This is a genomic window from Parapusillimonas sp. JC17 (assembly GCF_052180245.1).
GTDB lineage: Bacteria > Pseudomonadota > Gammaproteobacteria > Burkholderiales > Burkholderiaceae_B > Parapusillimonas.
This window is the reverse complement of the sequence record NZ_CP197474.1, coordinates 1,787,990-1,804,809: the sequence shown is the minus strand read 5'-3', so window position 1 is coordinate 1,804,809 and position 16,820 is coordinate 1,787,990. Positions and strand designations below refer to the sequence as shown.

General features: G+C 60.4%; 17 protein-coding genes. 9 read left to right on the top strand and 8 right to left on the bottom strand.

The window, feature by feature from the left end; all coding sequences use genetic code 11:
- The first annotated feature begins 31 nt into the window (after window positions 1–31).
- The 7 genes from ACSBPU_RS08730 (at window position 32) to ACSBPU_RS08700 (ending at window position 7,538) form a co-directional block, all read left to right on the top strand.
- Entirely contained in the window at window positions 32–907 is an 876-nt protein-coding gene (locus ACSBPU_RS08730) for a DUF72 domain-containing protein (protein ID WP_442597310.1), read from the top strand.
- Between the two features lie 76 nt (window positions 908–983).
- Window positions 984–1,163 (top strand): hypothetical protein, encoded by a 180-nt coding sequence (locus ACSBPU_RS08725; protein WP_442597308.1) that lies wholly within the window; start codon window positions 984–986, stop codon window positions 1,161–1,163.
- Between the two features lie 123 nt (window positions 1,164–1,286).
- Window positions 1,287–1,505: a hypothetical protein gene (locus ACSBPU_RS08720; protein WP_442597306.1), complete on the top strand. Its 219-nt coding sequence runs from the start codon at window positions 1,287–1,289 to the stop codon at window positions 1,503–1,505.
- Window positions 1,506–1,828: 323 nt separating this feature from the next.
- A complete protein-coding gene (locus ACSBPU_RS08715) occupies window positions 1,829–2,992 on the top strand; it encodes a TRAP transporter substrate-binding protein (RefSeq protein WP_442597304.1) in 1,164 nt (387 codons plus the stop codon).
- 82 nt (window positions 2,993–3,074) lie between these two features.
- Window positions 3,075–3,704 carry a TRAP transporter small permease subunit gene (locus ACSBPU_RS08710; protein ID WP_442597302.1) on the top strand — a complete coding sequence of 210 codons (630 nt, stop codon included), beginning with the start codon at window positions 3,075–3,077 and terminating at the stop codon, window positions 3,702–3,704.
- Entirely contained in the window at window positions 3,704–5,593 is a 1,890-nt protein-coding gene (locus ACSBPU_RS08705; RefSeq protein ID WP_442597300.1) for a TRAP transporter large permease, read from the top strand. Before ACSBPU_RS08710 ends, ACSBPU_RS08705 begins: the two co-directional genes overlap by 1 nt.
- A gap of 253 nt (window positions 5,594–5,846) precedes the next feature.
- On the top strand, window positions 5,847–7,538 hold the full coding sequence (locus tag ACSBPU_RS08700) for a methyl-accepting chemotaxis protein (RefSeq protein WP_442597298.1): 1,692 nt from the start codon (window positions 5,847–5,849) through the stop codon (window positions 7,536–7,538).
- Here ACSBPU_RS08700 and ACSBPU_RS08695 read toward each other — a convergent pair.
- The 6 genes from ACSBPU_RS08695 to ACSBPU_RS08670 form a co-directional block, all read right to left on the bottom strand.
- The gene (locus tag ACSBPU_RS08695) at window positions 7,529–7,678 is read right to left on the bottom strand and encodes a L,D-transpeptidase family protein (protein ID WP_442597296.1); all 150 of its coding nucleotides are present in this window, start codon (window positions 7,676–7,678) and stop codon (window positions 7,529–7,531) included. The genes ACSBPU_RS08700 and ACSBPU_RS08695 overlap by 10 nt on opposite strands.
- Before the next feature lie 75 nt (window positions 7,679–7,753).
- Window positions 7,754–8,740, bottom strand: a complete 987-nt coding sequence (locus ACSBPU_RS08690; protein ID WP_442597294.1) for a Bug family tripartite tricarboxylate transporter substrate binding protein — start codon at window positions 8,738–8,740, stop codon at window positions 7,754–7,756.
- A 48-nt stretch (window positions 8,741–8,788) separates the two neighbouring features.
- Window positions 8,789–9,709, bottom strand: coding sequence for a succinate--CoA ligase subunit alpha (locus ACSBPU_RS08685; protein ID WP_442597292.1), 921 nt, complete (start codon window positions 9,707–9,709; stop codon window positions 8,789–8,791).
- Between the two features lie 11 nt (window positions 9,710–9,720).
- The gene (locus ACSBPU_RS08680; protein ID WP_442597290.1) at window positions 9,721–10,914 is read right to left on the bottom strand and encodes an ATP-grasp domain-containing protein; all 1,194 of its coding nucleotides are present in this window, start codon (window positions 10,912–10,914) and stop codon (window positions 9,721–9,723) included.
- Between the two features lie 110 nt (window positions 10,915–11,024).
- Window positions 11,025–11,480: a MaoC family dehydratase gene (locus ACSBPU_RS08675; RefSeq protein WP_442597288.1), complete on the bottom strand. Its 456-nt coding sequence runs from the start codon at window positions 11,478–11,480 to the stop codon at window positions 11,025–11,027.
- Complete coding sequence (locus ACSBPU_RS08670; protein ID WP_442597286.1) at window positions 11,477–11,929, bottom strand: MaoC family dehydratase; 453 nt, start codon at window positions 11,927–11,929, stop codon at window positions 11,477–11,479. Before ACSBPU_RS08670 ends, ACSBPU_RS08675 begins: the two co-directional genes overlap by 4 nt.
- 182 nt (window positions 11,930–12,111) lie before the next feature.
- On the opposite strand from ACSBPU_RS08670, the gene ACSBPU_RS08665 reads away from it, so the two are divergent.
- The gene (locus tag ACSBPU_RS08665; RefSeq protein ID WP_442597284.1) at window positions 12,112–13,029 is read left to right on the top strand and encodes a LysR family transcriptional regulator; all 918 of its coding nucleotides are present in this window, start codon (window positions 12,112–12,114) and stop codon (window positions 13,027–13,029) included.
- An 86-nt stretch (window positions 13,030–13,115) separates the two neighbouring features.
- Here the strand turns inward: ACSBPU_RS08665 and ACSBPU_RS08660 are convergent, their stop codons facing one another.
- Together ACSBPU_RS08660 and ACSBPU_RS08655 are read right to left on the bottom strand one after the other, a co-directional pair.
- Complete coding sequence (locus ACSBPU_RS08660) at window positions 13,116–14,558, bottom strand: sulfatase-like hydrolase/transferase (RefSeq protein WP_442597282.1); 1,443 nt, start codon at window positions 14,556–14,558, stop codon at window positions 13,116–13,118.
- Between the two features lie 9 nt (window positions 14,559–14,567).
- Window positions 14,568–15,545, bottom strand: coding sequence for a Bug family tripartite tricarboxylate transporter substrate binding protein (locus tag ACSBPU_RS08655; RefSeq protein WP_442597280.1), 978 nt, complete (start codon window positions 15,543–15,545; stop codon window positions 14,568–14,570).
- 197 nt (window positions 15,546–15,742) lie between these two features.
- Between ACSBPU_RS08655 and ACSBPU_RS08650 the strand changes: the two genes are divergently transcribed.
- The gene (locus ACSBPU_RS08650) at window positions 15,743–16,690 is read left to right on the top strand and encodes a LysR family transcriptional regulator (RefSeq protein WP_442597278.1); all 948 of its coding nucleotides are present in this window, start codon (window positions 15,743–15,745) and stop codon (window positions 16,688–16,690) included.
- Window positions 16,691–16,820 lie beyond the last annotated feature (130 nt).

The following is a 16,820-nucleotide window of genomic DNA, read 5'->3' as shown; positions in this document are numbered from 1 at the left end:
CGGGCGCAAGGCATGGCTGTACGTTTCCTTCATGGCCCGTATCCGCATCGGTATATCAGGTTGGCGTTACGCTGGATGGCGTGGCGTGTTCTATCCTGCCAAGCTCAAGCAGGCGCAGGAACTTGAGTTCGCGTCGCGCGAGGTACAGACCATAGAAATCAATGGGTCGCACTACTCTCTTCAGTCGCCGCAAAGCTATACGCGCTGGTATGAGGCAACGCCCAAAGGTTTCGTCTTCAGCGTAAAAGGCCCACGCTACCTGACTCACATGCTGCGCTTTCGCGGCGAACGCGCCAGCGTTGCCTTGGCCAATTTCCTTGCCTCGGGCATCTTCAATTTGCATGAGAAGCTCGGTCCCATCCTCTGGCAGTTTCCGCCCAGCTTCAAGTTCGACCGCGTGGCCTTCGAAGCCATCCTTCAATCTCTGCCCGCGCATACCGACGAAGCGGCCAGTCTCGCGGCGAAGCATGACAAACAGGTCAAAGAAGTCTGTCTCTCGCCCGGACGCAAACGACGGCTGCGATACGCCATAGAGATACGCCATCCCAGCTTTTGCGACGAAGCGTTCATAAAGCTGTTGCGCAAGTATCGCGCAGCGCTGGTGATATCGGATTCGGTGGCCGACTGGCCTTATGCCGAGGACATGACCTCGGATTTCACCTATCTGCGCCTGCACGGGACGCAAACGCTGTACGGTGGCGAATACAGCGATGCCGCTCTGGAACATTGGTCGATTCGCATCAGAAAATGGGCGAGCGGTCTCGAGCCCAAGGATGTGCAGCGAATATCATCGAAGCCGGCCCGGCGGCGAGCCGGAAGGGACGTCTACTGCTATTTTGATAATGACAAGAAAGTACAGGCGCCATTCGACGCGCGCAGATTGATGCAGCGCCTTTCGGACAATTAGGGGCGCCTTCGTACGCTTGCCCGGCCTTGGGCACGCCGCTTGCTGAGGAGTTCATCCCCAATACGTGGAGCACATCATGAATCGCAAGACAGAGAATCCGCAGAACGACGATCCGCCTCGTGAAAACCAGCGCAGCCATGGAGATCAGCAGCAACGCAGCAAAAAGGACGGCCATACCAGCCAGATAGGCAGCAGTCAGGACCAGGTCAGCCAGCGCCAGCGCGGGCCCGGGCAAAATCGCCAGCCGCCCAACTAGGCCTGCCGAAGGCCCCAGCCTGGTTACACAGAGGGCGAGCGCCGCCTTGGAGGCCATGAGCGCCGTTCGACCCAGATTCCATTTGTCACACGCCCGTCAACTTTCGCCGCCATACTGTCCAGCATGAATACCGACACGCATACCGACTTCAATGCCCAAGCAGGGCCGAGTGACGAAGTTCTCGCAACGTCCATACAGCGCGTGCTTTCCCTGACGAAAGACTCCTGGCAAGTCAGCGAAGACGCGCCGGCCCCGAAACGCAAGCGCAAAATGCGCAAAACCACTGTCCCGGGCCACGGGTCGTTGCTCTGGATGCCTGCCGGCATTCGCCGCTACGCATAAATGCCGGCAGGCATGCGGCAATAACAAAAAAGCACAGCCGTAACCAAAAAATAAAACTCGTGACTACGTAATAACCCTGCCAGCGTCGAGGGGCAGTGTTCAGCTGCGGACGCTGCGCAATTCTTACCATGCGCTGAAAACCCGCATGGATATTGCGCCTTGGTTTTTTTTCATTTAGTTTAAACCTAAACTAAATATGGCTCTTAGGGGTTTCCACATTATTGACGATAGCGCTCGCTATCGCCTATAAATGCCTCGGCAGTTAATTTGCATGTAACGCGTTGCATGCAACCACGTAGCACAAAAAGCCAGGAGACAAACCAATGAACAGCAGCAAGAAAGTGGACAGCAAAACCGTCCTATCCAAACCCACGCGCCGCCAGTTTCTGGGGGGCGCAGCAGCTGGTACCGCCGCTGCGGTCACCATGGGCTTCCCCGCTATCGTCAGTGCGCAGAGTCCGACCAACTTCCGCTTCCAAAGCACATGGCCGACTGTAGACATCTTTCATGAGTTCGCGCTCGATTTCGCCAAGAAAATCAATGACATGACGGGTGGCGAACTGAAGATCGAAGTCCTGCCCGCAGGCGCGGTGGTTCCGGCTTTCGCACTGCTCGACGCCGTATCCAAGGGCACGCTCGACGGCGGCCACGGGGTGCTCGGCTACAACTACGGAAAACAGAATGCCTTGGCGCTGTTCTCGTCCGGTCCCGCTTTTGGCATGGACGCCAACATGGTGCTGGCATGGCACAAATACGGCGGCGGCAAAGAACTGCTCGACAAGCTCTATTCGCAAATCGGCGGCAACGTGGTCACCTTCCTTTCCGGCCCCATGCCCACGCAGCCTTTTGGCTGGTTCAAGAAACCGATTACAAAAACCGAAGACCTGAAGGGGCTCAAGTTCCGCACCAACGGTCTGGCCATTGACCTGTTCACCACCATGGGCGCTGCCGTGAACGCACTGCCTGGCGGCGAAATCGTGCCTGCGCTCGACCGCGGCCTGCTGGACGGCGCTGAATTCAACAATGCCACGTCCGACCGCCTGCTGGGCTTCCCCGATGTTTCCAAGGTCTGCATGCTGCAAAGCTTCCACCAGTCCTCGGAAACCTTCGAAATCATCTTCAACAAGGACAAGTACAACGCCCTGCCCGACAAGCTGAAGGCCATCATCGCCAACGGCGTCGAAGCGGCGTCAGCAGACATGTCCTGGAAAGCGGTCGATCGCTATTCGCAAGACTACATCAAGCTGCAGAAAGAAGACGGCGTGCGCTTCTACAAGACACCCGACGCCATTCTGTCGCAGCAGCTGGTGGTATGGGACCAGATCATTGCCGAAAAGAGCAAGACCAATCCGCTGTTCAAGGAAATCGACGAATCCCAGCGCGCATTCGCCGCCAGGGCAATGGCGTGGGACATGGACACCAACAATAATCGTCGCATGGCCTATAACCACTACTTTGGCAGGAAGCCTGCTCCGAAAAAGAGCTGATCACCCTTAGCTCTGCTTCACAGCGGCGCCACCCGACGATCCGGGCGGCGCCGCCGTCCCCCCCAGCAAGGTGAGTCTTTCCATGCAAAAATTCTTGCGTACTGTTGACCAGGTCAATACCTGGATCGGACAGCTGTTCGGCTGGTTCGTCCTGGCATTGACCTTATTTGTTACCTACGAAGTCTTTTCCCGCTATGCGCTGGGGCAACCGCACTCATGGGCGTTCGACGCCATGAACATGATGTACGGCGCCTTGTTCATGATGGCGGGAGCCTACACGCTTTCCAAGAATGGTCACGTGCGCGGCGACGTGCTGTATGGTTTTTTTCCGCCACGCCTGCAGGCCGGGCTGGACCTGGCGCTGTACATCCTGTTCTTCATCCCCGGCGTCGTCGCCCTGGCCTGGGCCGGGTACAACTATGCATCCGAGTCCTGGATCATCAACGAGCACTCCACGATCACGGCCGACGGCCCGCCAATCTATCCCTTCAAAGCAATCATTCCCCTGGCCGGCATCACGCTGCTGTTCCAGGGCTTCGTCGAAATCGTCTATTGCATACAGTGCCTGAAAGAAGGCCAGTGGCCCAAGCGCGACAAGGACGTTGAGGAAGTCGACGTCGACAAGCTCAAGGACATGGTCCACGTCAGCAAAGAAGACATGAAAGAGCTCGGCATCGGGCCCGACGACAAGAAACAGGAAGGGAACCCATAATGAGAAAAGAAGTCTGGTTCGGCCTATCCATTCTGGCCGCCGTCATTATCGCCATACTCGTCCTGATGCCGGCCCCGGCCGACATCACCAATGGCCACCTGGGCCTGCTCATGCTGGCGCTCATCGTCGTGACCATCATGCTTGGCTTTCCCACCGCCTTTACCTTGATGGGCATGGGGGTGATGTTCACCTACCTTGCCTACCGGAACATGGGTGCCCAGATAGCGATCGAGCAAACGCTCGACCTGATGGTGCTGCGTACGTACGCGGTAATGACCAACGATGTGCTCATCGCCGTACCGCTGTTCATTTTCATGGGCTACCTGGTCGAACGCGCCAACCTCATCGAAAAACTGTTCAAGAGCATGCACCTGGCCATGGCGCGCGTGCCGGGGTCGCTGGCTGTGGCCACCATCATCACATGCGCGGTGTTCGCCACCGCGACAGGCATCGTGGGCGCGGTCGTCACGCTGATGGGCCTGCTGGCCCTGCCCGCCATGCTCAAGGCGGGCTATAGCGTGAGGCTGTCCGCAGGCGCCATCACGGCCGGCGGCTGCCTGGGCATCATGATCCCGCCGTCTGTGCTGCTGATCGTGTACGGCGCCGTTGCCGGCGTGTCCGTCGTCAAGCTGTATGCGGGCGCATTCTTCCCCGGCATCATGCTCGCGCTGTTGTACGTCATCTACGTCATGACCGTCGCCAAGATCAGCCCCAAGTCGGCTCCTCCGCTGTCCGAGGAAGAACGCCGCGTGACCCTGCCGGAGTTCGCCCAGACAGTCAAGGACAACGTCAGCAATCGGGCGCTGCCCGGCCTGATCGGCGCAATGAAGGGCAAGCGCAACGTCGACGTCCCCATGAAGACGCTGCTCGGGCAGTCGTTCATTGCTCTGTTGCCCGCTCTCGTTTTCGTAGCGGCCATGGGCCTCACCTACAAAATCGTCACCGCCCCGGCGCCAGCGGAAGCAACCGGCCTGGTCGAAATGGGTTTTTCGGCCGAATTCGACAGCCAGGACCAGTATTCAGGCGGCTTGGCCGAACCCGAAGGGGCCGAGCAACTGGGCGCGGCCGGCAGCACCGAAGCCACGGCGTCGACCGCTGCCGCCGAAGGGGCCGGGGAAGACGCCGCAGCCCAAGCCACGCCGGCTCCACAATCGTTCTGGATCACTCTCATCATCGGGACGATACTGCTTATCGCCTTCTACACCATCTTCACTTTTGCGCGGCTTGAAATCTTCAAGATGCTGCTCAGCTCGTTCTTTCCGTTGGCCATCATGATTCTGGCGGTGCTGGGCAGCATTGTGTTCGGCCTTGCGACACCATCCGAAGCAGCCGCCATGGGGTCGTTCGGAGGCATCTTGCTGGCACTGGCCTACCGCAAGCTGAACATGGAGATGATGAAGGAGTCCGTGTACCTGGCGGCCAAGACCAGCGCCATGGTGTGCTGGCTGTTCGTGGGGTCCAGCATTTTCTCGGCGGCCTTCGCGCTGCTGGGCGGGCAGGAAATCATCAACAGCTGGGTCATGGGCATGAACCTGACGCCGATCGAATTCATGATACTGGCCCAGATCGTGATCTTCCTGCTGGGCTGGCCGCTGGAATGGACCGAGATCATCGTGATCTTCATGCCTATCTTCCTGCCGCTGCTGGCGCACTACCAGATCGACCCGCTGTTCTTCGGGCTGCTGGTTGCGCTGAACCTGCAAACCGCCTTCCTGTCGCCGCCCGTGGCCATGTCCGCCTTTTACCTGAAGGGGGTGGCCCCATCGCATGTCACCTTGAATCAGATCTTTGCGGGAATGCTGCCTTTCATGGGGATCCAGATCATCGCCATCGTGCTGCTGTACCTGTTCCCGGCCATTGGCCTGTGGCTGCCGCAAGTGCTGTATTGACGTAATGCATGAACGCAAGGGGGCCGTCCTCGTACAGGGCGGCCCCCTTGCATTTCAACCTGCGAATGCGCGCTTTAAATACTATGGCAATAACCATTCTTCAAGCATGGTTTATAGTATAAAATAAACAATTCACCGCTGCATATAACAAAACGTAAGCAAACGGCATACGCAGGCCCTGGACACCCCAGGGCCTTTTTACAAGCGTTGACGCCGCAGCCTCCCGACTCAAGAGACACTCCGAACCCGAACCATGCGTAAGAATTATCCTGTCTACGATGTAGAAACCAAGCTGCGACCGGATCAGTACCTGATTTCCAAAACCGACAAGAAAGGCAGAATCACCTACGCCAACCCCGCCTTCATCGAAATCAGCGGGTACACCCGCGAAGAGCTGATCGGCCAGCCCCACAATCTTATCCGCCACCCCGACATGCCGCCGGAAGCGTTCCAGGACCTGTGGGATACGCTGCATGCTCGCAAGCCCTGGCTTGGCCTGGTCAAGAATCGCAGGAAAGATGGCGGGTATTACTGGGTGCTGGCCAACGCCGCCCCCATATACGAAGATGGCGAAGTAACGGGCTATGCCTCGGTGCGCATCAAGCCCACCGAAGACCAGGTCGCGGCAGCCCAGGAGTTCTACGAACAGATCAATGCCGGGCAGGCTCGAGGCTACACCGTCAAGGCCGGGCAGCGCGTACGCACCGGCTGGCGGCGGACCGTGGATCTGCTTGCCCTGCCCTTCAGCAACACGCTGCGGGCAGGCATGCTGCGCATGGCCACGCTCACCACCGCCACCATTGCCGCTGCATCATGGTTCGCGCTGACCGGAGGCATGCCTGATGCCTACCGGTGGTGGGCGCTGGGCGGCATTGCGGCGGCCACCATCGCCAGCCTCGCCTACGGCTGGGTCATCGCCCAGCGGGTCGTGCAACCTCTGGAAGGCGCCGCCCGCATCGCCAGGCAGATCGCCGCGGGCAATCTGTTGATAGACATCGACGCCGATCAAAGAGGCGAAGTCGGCAATCTTTATTTCTATCTGGACATGATGCGCAAGAGCCTGCTGGGCATCGCCACCGATGTTCACAATGGCGCCTACGCCACCGCCAATACCGCACAAGTCCTGGAAACCAGCAACACCAACCTTTCCGCCCGCACGGAAGACCAGGCCGCGTCCTTGCAGGAAACGGCCGCCAGCATGGAGCAGCTGACCGTCACCGTCAAGCAGAACGCCGACAACGCCAACCTGGCCAGCCAACTGGCCGATGCCAGCATGCAGACCGCCCAGCGTGGTGGGGCCGTCGTGCACGACGTGGTCGCCACCATGCACGGCATACACGAAAGCTCGCGCAAGATCGGCGACATCGTTTCCCTGATCGAAGAGATAGCCTTCCAGACCAACATCCTGGCCCTGAACGCGGCGGTCGAATCGGCCCGCGCCGGCGAGGCCGGCAAAGGCTTCGCCGTGGTCGCCGGCGAAGTGCGCAGCCTGGCACAGAAGAGCTCCACCGCCGCCAAGGAAATCAAGGACCTCATCAACGTATCGGTCGATCGCATGGCCATCGGTTCCGAACAAGCCGCTCGGGCGGGCAAGACCATGGAAGAAATCGTTGAATCCGTGCGCAAGGTCACCGACATCATGGCGGAAATATCCACCGCCTCCGCCGAGCAATCCAGCGGACTGGACCAAATCAACCAGGCCATTGCGCAAATGGACAGCGTCACGCACCAGAACGCGGCATTGGTGCAGGATCTGGGCCATACCGTGCGGGCACTGGGGGACGAAGCCGAGAACCTGCGCCTGTCGATCGCAGTGTTGAACACGGGTAAAAACAGGCTTGCGCATGCGTCGGCCGAAACCACACAGGGCATGGCGCTGCCGGCGCCTGAAATGCGTCATGGCATGACGGCTCGCGGTGGCATCAGGCTGGTTTCTCAAGGCTGAATCAGTACATTAGTTCCCCTCTCGACCTGATCAAAGAGCTCAATGACATCCGCATTGCGCATTCTTACGCAGCCGTGCGAACGCGGAATCCCCATCGGCTCCGAATCCGGGCAGCCATGTATGTAGATGTAGCGCCGCATCGTAAATCGATGTGCTGGATACGGGCGAGCGTGGAACCAGGCTGCTTGCGGGAAGTACGTAAGGCGGCACTGGCCCTACTCCAGCTTGATTCCCGCCGCATCGATGACGCCCTTGTAAAGCTTCATTTCGTTCTTGATGTGTTCGGCAAATGAGTCCGGTGTGCTTCCAACCGGTTCGGCGCCCAGTTGCTGCAGCTGCTTTCTGACCTCGGGCTCCTGCAGGACACGGGCCACTTCCTCCTGCAAGCGCTTGGTGACGGGTGCCGGCATGTCCTTGGGCCCAAGGATTCCGAACCACGGATTCATTGCGTATCCTGGCAGGAACTCGGCGATCGCCGGGATTTCAGGCGCGATTTCCGAACGCTTCTCGCTGGTCACGGCGACGGCGGTCAGCTTACCGGACTCTATCATCGGGATCGCGACGGGCAGCCCGATGAATTGCGCCTGGATCTGGTTGCCGAGCAGATCCGTCATCGCCGGGCCACCGCCCTTGTAGGGCACGTGCACCACGTCTATGCCGCTCATGTGCTTGAGCAGCTCCATGGAAAGATGCGGCGATGTTCCACTGCCGGTGGAAGCGTAATTCAGAACCCCTGGGTGCTGCTTGGCATAGTCGATCAGTTCGGGCAGTGTTTGCGCCGGCACCTTCTTGTTGATCACCAGCACATTGGGCAGCGTGACCGCAAGTGTGACGGGAGAAAAATCCTTGAGCGTATCGTAAGGCAGTTGCTTGTACAGGCTGGGAAGCACGGCGAAGGTAAGCGTCGTCAGGAGTATCGTGTAGCCGTCTCCTGCGGACCGCGCGACGGCCTCGGTGCCGATCAGGGTATTGCCGCCCGGCTTGTTGTCGACGATCACCTGCTGCCCCATGGACTCGGACAAACGCTGGGCCAGCAAACGGGCGATGGCGTCCGTGTTCCCGCCCGCCGAATAAGGCACGACCATCTTTATCGGCCGCGATGGATAGTCGTTGGGGCTGCCGGCGGCCGTGGCCGGCATCGCCGCCGCGCCGGCCAGCAATGAAGCGCAGAGAAGAGCCAGTTTTACTAGTGGGTTGCGCATTATCGTCTCCTTGTATTGGTGGAAGTGCGCGAAGTCAAGTGCGTGGGGTCAGACCCCGCATGGGGTCTGACTCCTGCCTCCTAAAGCGCCCCGAATCATCTCCGGAATATCGTCCAACGCCGCGGCTACGCGCACGCCGGCATCGGCCAGCATGCGACGCTTGGCGGTCGCGCTTTTATTGTTGTCGGTGATCATGGCGGCCGCATGCCCGAAGCTTACGCCCGCCGGATAGTTTTCCTGGAATTCGCCCGCAATCAAGGCGATGACCGGCTTGCGGATACCGCCGCCGGCCACCAGCGCTGCAACGCCGGTTTCGTTGTCGGTACCGGGTTCCCCGAAAAGCACCACAGCTTCGGTGCCGTCGTCTTCCTCGAACAGCGCCAAGTAGTCGGACATGGTCAACCCCGTGATCAGGTCACCTCCCATGGCTATGGAGGACGAGACGCCCATGCCGCCCGCCGACAGTGCGAGCGCGATCTCAGCCATCATACCGCCGGAGCGCGACACCACGCCGATGCGGCCGGGCGTGTAGATCTGTTCGGGGTGCGGACCACCCGCGCCGCCAAGCTTGCCCACTCCCGGGGAGATCAGGCCGTTCGTATTGCAGCCCACGAGCCGGACGCCGTTCTTGCGCGCAATGCCGACGATCTCGATCACATCGTGGATGGGAACATATTCGGCGGTCACGACAAGCAGCTTGATGCCCGCCTCGATGGCTTCCAGCACTGCCTGCCTGACCATGCCCGCCGGCACATAGATGACCGAGGCATCCACGCGGCGCCCCTGCATCGCACGCTGCACGGTATCGAACACCGGGATACCGTGCACCGTCTCGCCGCCCCTGCCCGGCGTCACGCCCGCCACGACTTTCGTGCCGTAGTTCAGGCAGGACTCGGTGTCGAATCTTGCCTGAGCGCCCGTGATGCCCTGGACGATCACCCGTGTGTCCGCATCGATGAGTATGCCCATGCCCGCCCCTTTTACGCCTGTATCGCCATCGGCGACGTCAGCCGCACGATCAGTTGCACCGCGTCGCGCAGCGTCGCCCCTCGCGGCAGATAGTGAATATTGGGGCGGCCGGCGACCATCTGGCGCGACTCCTGCTCGCCCGTGCCGAACAGCCGGATGACGATGGGAAGATGCGCCGTATCGATCTTTTTTTCGTCCAGCAACTCGACCAGCGTGCGCACCCGGATATCGGTACGCGCCATTTGCGCAAAGTTGAAGCCGATCAACAGGCCCTTCAGTCCGGGCTTCTCGAAAATGGCGTTCAGCACCGCTTTCAGCTTGCGATTGTCGCTGGACGTTGGCGGCGTCACGCAATGGTTGGCCGGGGCGCCGCCCTCGGCGATCACCATGTCGTGTATGTAGAGGCCCGCGCCCCCGCCGCCGACCAGCAAGCCGATGTCGCCTTCCAATTCCACGTACTGGGCCTCCCCGCCCTCGAACTCCTGGTTCGCGACGGCCACCGCACGCTCGCGGGGATTGTCCGGAAGATCGCCGGCCTGCACACGCCAATCGGGGTGGCGAAACAGCGCATTATCATCCACGCCCATCATCGCCCCCACGATGTGGAGCTTGCCATCCTTGCCCATGGCGAGCGGATTGATTTCCAGAGTCATGGCGTCGGCCTTGCGGAATGCGGCAAACAGGCGACAGGTAATATCCGACAGCGTGGTCAATGCCTTGCCGCGAGCGCCCGCCCGGAGCCAGAGCTCGGTGGCCTTCCAGGGCGTGATTCCGGCCGCGATATCGATGTCTTCACGCACGAAACTGCTGGGATGCGCGCGCGCGATGTCCTCGATATCGACGCCACCGGTCAGGTTCAGCAAGATTTGCGGTCTTCCCTCGGTGATGGAAAAGGACAGGAAGTATTCGTGATCGATCTCGACCCGCTCTTCCAGGTACACCGCGCCGACGGCATGACCGTTAACGACCTTGCCCAGCAGATGATCGGCCGCCGAGGCCCGCTGCTCCGCGTCGTCCGCCATGATCACCGCGCCCGCCTTGCCCCGGCGTCCAGTGGGAATCATCGCCTTCACGACCGCCCTGCCCCCATGCGCCTGGTGCGAAGCCAGCGCTTCGTGGGGGCTCTGCGCCGCCATGCCCCAAGGCACGGGCAAACCGCGCTGCCGCAGCCATGTTTTCGTTTGTGCTTCGCTAAGTGCTTTCAATTGCGCTTCACCTTTTTGAGGGGTCAGACCCCATGCGGGGTCTGACCCCGTTGCAGCTCGGAGATGGGGTCAGACCCTTAGGGTCTGACCCCTGTACGGTTCTTTTGGGGTCAGACCCCATTCGGGGTCTGACCCCCGACCGGGCATTCCGCCGTTCCGACCATGACCTCCTGACCCAGCCCGTTTTCACACCAAACCGTCATCTTCGCGAGGCGTTGACCATGCTGATCGGCAACCTCGTCCAGCCGCAGCTTGGCCTGGACCGTATCGCCGATCCGCACGCTGCGCGGTATCTTTATCTGCAGCCTGCCGCCATTGAACCAATCCATGCCGAACGTATCGACCAGCAATCCGACGAGATAACCTTCCCATTGCGTACCCGACACGACCACGTCCGGCAAGCCCGTGGACCGGGCAACCTCGGCGTCGGTATGCAGGTTTCTATCCGGCCAGCCCGGCTTGTCAAAAGGTCCGCCCGACAGGGCCAGGGCGCGCGCCATGGTCAGGCTGCGCGGCTTGCCGCAACGGACATCGCCGGGCTTCATTTCATCGATCGGCAGCTTCATGGTCGTGCTTCCTCCACAGCCTTGATCTTTCCTTGGGAAAAGAACGTGGACGCAAGCTCGCGTCGCAGCACGGTCCGGCCCCGGGAATTGCGGATCTCGGCCACGTATTCCTGATAGATCTTGTCGCGCTTCGGATAGGTCTGGACAATGCGCCACTGCACCTCGAATGTGTCACCCACGTAGCCTGGCGCCAGATAGGTGCTGCGGTCGCTGGCGAAAGCCGACCCCATGCCGGGCGCCTGTTTGTAGGATGGGCTGCGCGTGCGGGGACTCATGTGCATGAGCAGCACCGGATGCACCAAGGGCGGTCGACCATTCCGGCCTTCGATGAAGATGGGATTGAAGTCCTCGACCGCATAAAGGAATTGCTGATTCAGCTCGGGCGTCACGATGAACCGCAAGGGCTCGTAGCTGTCCCCCGCTTGCAGTTCGTGGGCATACTTGTCCAACGGGCGTCTCCTATTTATTTCATCGATTATAGGTAGGCCATATCAGCAATAAAAGTTAATATTTTTATTATTTATCTTAAAATTTATTTAAGAATAGGTGCGCAGATGAACCTTTGCGTAAGCGCCGCGATCGAAGCGTTTGCCAGATGATTTCAACGCGTCAGAGATCCCCAGGACACCCAATGAACATCCGCTCGCTGAAAACCTTTCTTGCCGTCGCCCGATACGGCAGCTACGCCGCCGCTTCGCAAAATATCGGACTTACCCAGGCGGCCATCAGCATCCAGATGAAAGGCCTGGAAGAAGACATGAAAGTGCAGCTTTTCGACCGCAGCGCGCGCAAGGTCGTGCTTACCCGCGCGGGCCGATTGCTGGTGCCAAGGGCAGCCGAACTGCTGCGCCTTTACGAAAACATTGCGCAAAATCTCGATGAACAGCAGTTGGGCGGCACACTGGCGGTGGGCGCCATTCCTCCTACCTTCTCGGGCTTGCTGCCCGACGCCTTGCTGAGACTGCGAGACAGCCATCCCGGCATCACCGTGCACGTATCAACCGGCGTATCAAGCGAACTGACGCACAAGGTCGAGCGCGGAGAGCTTGACGTGGCCATCGTCGGGCCACCGCCGCATCGTCTGCATGGCGGCATGGCCTGGAGCAAGGTCTCGGACGAGCCGCTGGTGCTGCTGGCGCCGGCGCCCTTTACGAAACAGCCGCTGCCCGAGGTGCTGTCCAGCCACCCGTTCATCAGCATCACGCGTACATCATGGACGGGGCAACTGATTCACAATCTTTTGCGGCAATATCGCCTGCGCGTGCGAGAGTCCATGGAGCTGGATTCGATTGAAACGATTGCCGGCATGGTGGCGCGCGGCTTCGGCGTGTCGATTCTGCCGCTGACGCCCGCTAGATGGAGCCTGGACGAACGTGTGGCCGTGATGCCATTGGCCCGGCCCCGGGTGACGCGCGAGATCGGCGTAGTCTACAAAATGGGCAATGAACGGCAACCCTTGATCGACGCGCTGCAAGACGGCTTGCTGGCCGTGCCTAAGGACCCTGTGGTAGCGCAGCCTGCGATTACGCTATCGAGGAAAGGTGCCTGAGGCGGTTCGCACCTGCGGATTTCATACCAGCCATCGGGCCGGACGCAGGCGGCGTGATCCGGGGTCAGACCCGTTGGGTCTGACCCCTACGTCGCCGGTACCGGCGAGGCTCCCGGCGTGCCCATGGCCAGCGCTTTTTCCCTTCCGCCGAAGGAGGCGACCAGCGCCGCCTGATCCCGTTTCGCCCGTGCATCGGTCGCAACGGGATCCAGCATGCCGCGCAGTTTCTCGGCATAGCGTTCGACGATCGCCCTGTACTGCGGCTCATCGGCCAAATTGACGGTTTCACCCGGATCGTTCTCCAGGTCGAAAAGCTCGGGCGGATAACCGACATACTCGTGGTACTTGTACCGGGCATCGGCAATCATGTAGCCGGCCGAGTCCGAACCAATGGCATGGTATTCGCTCAAAACCAGGCGATCCGCGTCCATTTCTTCGTTGGCCACTTTTACCAGGGACTTGCCCGGCAAGTCGGCATCGTCCGCATGCCGGCTCAGCCCGACCTCGTCCGTAATGGTCGGGTACAGATCGACCAGGCTGACGGGCGTGCCGCACACCTGGTCCGATGGCACGCCGGGGCCGCACAGTATCATGGGAACGGCCGTCGACTCCCTGTACATCAAGCATTTGTTCCACGTGCCGCGCACGCCGATATTGTCGCCATGGTCGCTGGAATACACGATGGTGGTGTTGGACGCGAAAGCCGAGGCGTCCAGGGCCGCCACGATCTTGCCGACCTGCTCGTCCATGAAAGTGGTCAGTGCGTAATACGTCGCAATGGCAAGCCGCTTGCGCTCATCGGGGCCCACCGCCGCATCGTGATCCGAATACCTGACCTGCCGTTCCACCCAAGGGTGGCGCACATAGCCATTCTTGGGTGAAAGCCTGGGCATGGGGATCTTGTCCAGCGGGTAAAGGTCCAGGTAGGCCTGCGGCACGATCAAGGGAAAATGCGGCGCGACCAGGCCGACGAACAATACCCACGGCCGGCCGTCATCCACCTGTTCGCGATCATGCAGCCACTGCACGGCCAGTTCCGTCACGCTTCGATCAAAACGGTTGTAGCTCGACTCGCCCGCGCCAATCTTGTCGAAAAGAGGCATCTTGCCGATGCTTTCCGGCAACGGGTCGCGCACCGACCCAAAAACCTGCCCGATTCCATCCATGATGTGCACCGGCAATTGCTGCCGATCGAATCCGGTGGGGTCCTCTTCCTTGCGGTAATGGAGCTTGCCTATGGATTCGACACGCATGTTCGCCTGCTGCAGGCGATGTCCCCAACTGGGGCTGCGGCCGTCGTAGGCGATGGCGTTGTCCCAGCAGCGATGCTCGTGCACATGGCGGCCGGTGGCGATGCTGGCGCGCGCCGGCACGCAGATCGGCGACGGTGTGTAGGCCGCGGTGTAGCGGGTGCCTCGTTTCGCGAGCGCATCCAGATTGGGGGTCCGGACCATGGGATGACCCGCGCAACCCATGACGTCGGCATTGTGCTCGTCCGACAGCAAGACGATAACGTTCCTGGAACTCATGATAATGCTCTAATTGCCTTTGAAACCCACCGCCTTGACGAGCGTCTTCCATTGCTCGTAGTCGGACTTCAGCAATGCCGTAGCCGCGTCAGCCGACAAGCCAGCCGGGTAGAAGCCCTGCTGCTTGAATTGCTGCTGCAGCTTGGAATCGGTCAAGGATGCCTGCACTGCCTGGCTTAGCGCGTCGACCACTTCCGCCGGCGTTCCCGCCGGCGCGCTCAGCACGGCCCAGTCCTCGATGGTCAGGTTCTTGAGCCCCGCCTCGGTAAAGGTGGGCACATCTAGAAGATCGGGGTTGCGCTTGGAACCGGTGGTCGCCAGGACGCGGATGCGCCCGCTCTTGTGGCCGGCAACCAATGCTGGAGCGGTCGCGCACACCGCAGGAATCTGGTTGCCCATCACGTCCTGCAGCGCGGGCGCCGTGCCCTTGTAGGGAACATGCAGCATGTCGATTCCCGCTTCGCGGCCAAGTATCATGCCGACCAGATGCGGCGTCAGCCCGACGCCCGGGGAGCCGTACGCGCCCAGTTGGCCGTCCTTGCGCACGGCATCGATGTATTCCTGCAGCGTCGAAACATTCAACGCGGCGCTGACGGCAAAGCCATAGTCGAATGACGCCAGGCGGGCGATCGTCGCGAGATCGCGCAGCGGATCGAACGCCACATCGCCTTCCGTATGGGGCGCCAGCGTCAGCACCGGCGACGGCGTCACCAGAAGCACCGAACCGTCCTGCGCCGAGCGCCTGACCGTATCGACCGCCAAGCGGCCGGCCGCGCCGGGCTTGTTCTCCACGATGAAGGTCTTCTGCTGATGCTTTTGCAATTGCTCCGCCACGATGCGCGCCATGGCATCGAAGCCGCCGCCCGCCTGGAAGCCGACCATCAGCTTGGTGACGCCGGACTGCGCGGCGGCAAACCGGCTCAAACCCAAAGAAGAACCCGCGGCAGCCGCGGCGGCGAACGAAAGGAATTGTCTCCGTGTGGTCATTATTGTGGCCCTTGCAATGATGGTGTGGCTGAGTCAGTTGGCCACTATAGCAGCGACCAACATTACTGAAAAATTACTTTTCAGGTTAAATTCATAACTATTTGGTAATTCAAGGGGTCAGATCCCGTACGGGGTCTGACCCCAAACACTGGGCCAGAAGGGTCAGACCCCATTCGGGGTCTGACCCTCAACACACTATGCATCGCACCGATACCATTGAACGCTTCTTCGAATCCGGCCTGAAGCTGCAGCACTTGCGCATCCTGGTCACTCTGGCGGATCTCAAGCAGGTCAAAGCCGTTGCGCAGGCGTTCAACGTGTCGCAGCCGGCCATATCGAAACGCATTGCCGAAATGGAAGCCGCGCTGGGCATAGATCTGATCACCCGCGCGGGACAAGGCGTTGATTTCACGCCATTCGGCAACGTCATGGTCGACCGTGGGCGCGAGATCCTGCATCAGCTGGATCATGCGCGCAAAGACTTCGACACCCTGCTGTCGGGCGATGCCGCAACCTTGTCACTGGGTGTCGTCACCACCGTCACGCCGGTACTGATACCGGAGGCCATCGCCGCCTTCCGCGCCAGGGCGCCCAACACTTCGGTCATCATCACCGAAGGCACCGCCGACTTGCTCTTCCCCCGGTTGGAGCATGGCCACCTGGACCTGGTGGTAGCGCGCAACCCCGCGCCGCCCGAAAGCCACGTCTTGCGCAGCACGGCGATTGCCAGCGACCCGCTGGTGATCGTCGTTTCCCGGCAGCACCCCTTGGCTTCCCGCATGCGCCCGACATGGAAAGACCTGAAAGGCAATCCATGGATCGTGCCCACCACGACTTCCCCGGTCTACCATGCCCTGATCGAACTGCTTCGAAACCACGGACTGGAATTGCCGAACGGCAGCGTGGAGTCGGTGTCCCTTATCGCAAATATCGGTTTGATTTCGCGTACATCGCTGATTGGGCTGCTGCCGAGGACCTTGGCAAATGAGCATGTTTCCAACGGGAAGCTTTTCATTGTTCCGCTGGATATCTCGTCGGTGTTGGGGCGGGTGCACGCGGTGTGGAGAGAAAAGGATTTGAGTCCGAGCGGGTTATTGATGAAGGAGTGCTTGGAGTACTGCGGGCGGGTTTATGGGCGGTTGTGAGGATCGAGGCTTGTACAGGCATTCCGCTTGAAGGATAAGTATGGCATTAACAGCACACGAGAATGCGGCATCGTTCACATGCTGTGTCCATACTGACGGCGATTCTATGCGCCAGTCACCCCGGCAGTTT